The organism is Streptomyces sp. NPDC003697, from assembly GCF_053587115.1.
Genome location: NZ_JBSFNN010000167.1, coordinates 1 through 2,281 on the forward strand (window position 1 = coordinate 1; position 2,281 = coordinate 2,281).

Genomic DNA, 2,281 nt, shown 5'->3' on the forward strand with positions numbered 1-2,281 from the left:
GAGTACATCCAGTACGAGGGCGTCCGGCCGGCACGCCGAGAGCACGCACCGGACGCCACTCCTTGACGGGCAAACGTTGCCTGCCGCGGCACTAGAAGGGGGTGAGGGTCAGCCTGATGCCTGTGGGAGCCGTGTCCTGGATGTACGAGGCGAAGTCCGCCACGTCGTCGAAGGCGAACCCGTAGGCCCTGCCGTCCTCGGTCGCCGCGTGCATCGCCTTCGCGTAGTGGTTGGTGACCTCGGTCCGGTAGAAGGCGCCGGCGTCGGTGACGGGCTGGGCGGTGCCGGAGAGCAGGGTCGAACGGTTGAAACCGGCGCCGAGCACGGCGGCGACCGGCCCCGTCGTGCCGTCGTTGGGGGCGGCGAGGGCGCCGTCGCAGAAGAGCACGTCCCGGGTGGAGGGCTTGTCGAAGGCCACCTGGGCGGGGCCGGCGAAGGTGAGCTTCCCGCCGCGGACCCGGCCGGTGAACGTGCCCGCGTTCGTGGCCACCGTCAGGTCCCTGCCGGTGAAGGTGCTCCAGACCTCGTCGACGTACGGGGCGAAGTAGTCCTTGGAGAACAGTCCCGCGTCCAGTCCGTGGCCCGGGGCGATCACACGCGTGTCGTCCACCACCAGCGGCGCGAACGCCTCCACCTGCCGGAGGGCGGCGAACGCGGCCGCCCGCCCGCCGGCGCGGACGGTGCCGGTCGTCCGGTCCGCGGCACCCGTCAGACGGATGCTCAGCGGCACGCTGAACATGTCCACCATCGTCGTGTTGCAGAACATGCCCGAGGAGTTGTGCGTGAACTCCGCGCAGTCGTGCAGGACGGGGTAGTTGGGGTCCGAGGACACCCAGCCCGCCGGGTACTGCAGGGCGGCGTTGCCGTTGCCGTCCGTGACCGCCCGGAGCTTCAGCTTCTGCCCGAGGGAGACGTAGATCCGGCCGGACATGTACGGCAGGCTCAGCCGGGTCTCGCCGCTGCCGGCGAGCGGGATCGCGTAGTCGGTGAAGCCGTCGGCGCCGTTGTCCGACACGGCGATCGGCGCGAGCGTCCCGTCCGGGGTGAGCCGGACCTGCCTGCCGTCCTGGTTGCCGACGACGTAGAGGTGGACGGAGGCGTTGTCGAAGGCTCCGGTGCCGTTGACGACGGTCAGCGGGAGCGCGCCCGCCGCCGTGGCCGTTCCCTTCCTCGCGGTCTGGCCGGCGAGGGCGTGCGGAGCGAGCGCGGCGAGGGCGGGGGCGGCCACCGCCGCGCCCGTGAGGGCGAACAGGAGCTTGCGGCGTCCGACGGAGCGCTGGTGACGGGGTGTCATGTGGGGGGTCTCTCCTGGTGCTCGGGCGTGCGTGGGGTCGTGGCGCAACGACTGAGAGCGCTCTCGACGTCGTTGCCGGGCCCCGATGCTACGCAGCACCGGCAGACGGGCCAACCAGCCCGTTTTGTCCCCGAGCACCCGCTGACCTGGGAATACTCATGGTCGTCGGCAAGGATGACCCTCGCTTGAGTTGCGCTTAAGGCTGCCTTAAGCCGTGGGGCCGTCAGGCGGGCGGACGGCTCGGAACGGCTCGTTCCCAACTCGCAGGTTTGTTCTCGCCGATCCCGCGCATCCGGAAGAGGAACGCACTTCCGAGGCATTGTGGAGGAACAGTGGGCATCATCGCCTGGATCCTGATCGGCCTGCTGGCCGGCGCCATCGCCAAGATGCTCCTCCCGGGCAAGGACCCGGGCGGCATCATCATCACCATGCTGATCGGTGTCGCGGGTGGGCTCCTCGGCGGCTGGCTGGGGAAGGTCATCTTCGGTGTCGACTCGATCGACGGCTTCTTCGACCTGTCGACGTGGATCGCCGCGATCGTCGGCTCGCTGATCCTGCTCGTGCTCTACCGCCTTGTCACCGGTGACCGTCGCTCGCACCGGCATGCCTGAGGTGCGTTGAGCGCACTCGCCCGGCCCGACGGCCGGGCAGCCGATGAACGTGTGGCCGGGCTGTCCCCAACAGCCCGGCCACACGCCTGTCCGGTTCCTTTCCCGGCGGGGCCCTCGGGTCGGCGAAGGACTGCTCGGGCCGGGTGGCCCCGAGGGCCGGTCGGAGCAAACCGACGCACCCTTCGGCCCGCCTTCCGGCCCGCGCGTGGACCGGCGGGCCGGGGCGACCACGGCGAGCGGCCGGGCCCTGCGAACTGGCCGGCCTGCGAACTGACCGGCTCGCTGTATCGACCGGCGCGCGACCCTCTGGGGTCGCGGGATCGGTCTGGCGGTTGGCCTGATCGAAGAGGGTGACTTGTGTCGCCTGGTAGGTCCC

At 70.8% G+C, this 2,281-nt stretch carries 2 protein-coding genes; one reads left to right on the top strand and one right to left on the bottom strand.

What is annotated here, in order from left to right:
* Nucleotides 1–91 precede the first annotated feature (91 nt).
* Complete coding sequence (locus ACWDNY_RS31330) at nucleotides 92–1,294, bottom strand: beta-1,3-glucanase family protein (RefSeq protein WP_451649193.1); 1,203 nt, start codon at nucleotides 1,292–1,294, stop codon at nucleotides 92–94.
* A gap of 332 nt (nucleotides 1,295–1,626) precedes the next feature.
* Between ACWDNY_RS31330 and ACWDNY_RS31335 the strand changes: the two genes are divergently transcribed.
* On the top strand, nucleotides 1,627–1,905 hold the full coding sequence (locus tag ACWDNY_RS31335) for a GlsB/YeaQ/YmgE family stress response membrane protein (protein ID WP_451649194.1): 279 nt from the start codon (nucleotides 1,627–1,629) through the stop codon (nucleotides 1,903–1,905).
* The last annotated feature ends 376 nt before the right edge of the window (nucleotides 1,906–2,281 follow it).

Coding starts and splice junctions, on each gene's coding strand:
- ACWDNY_RS31330 (WP_451649193.1), bottom strand. CDS start 1,294: ATGACACCCCGTCACCAGCGCTCCGTCGGACGCCGCAAGCTCCTGTTC.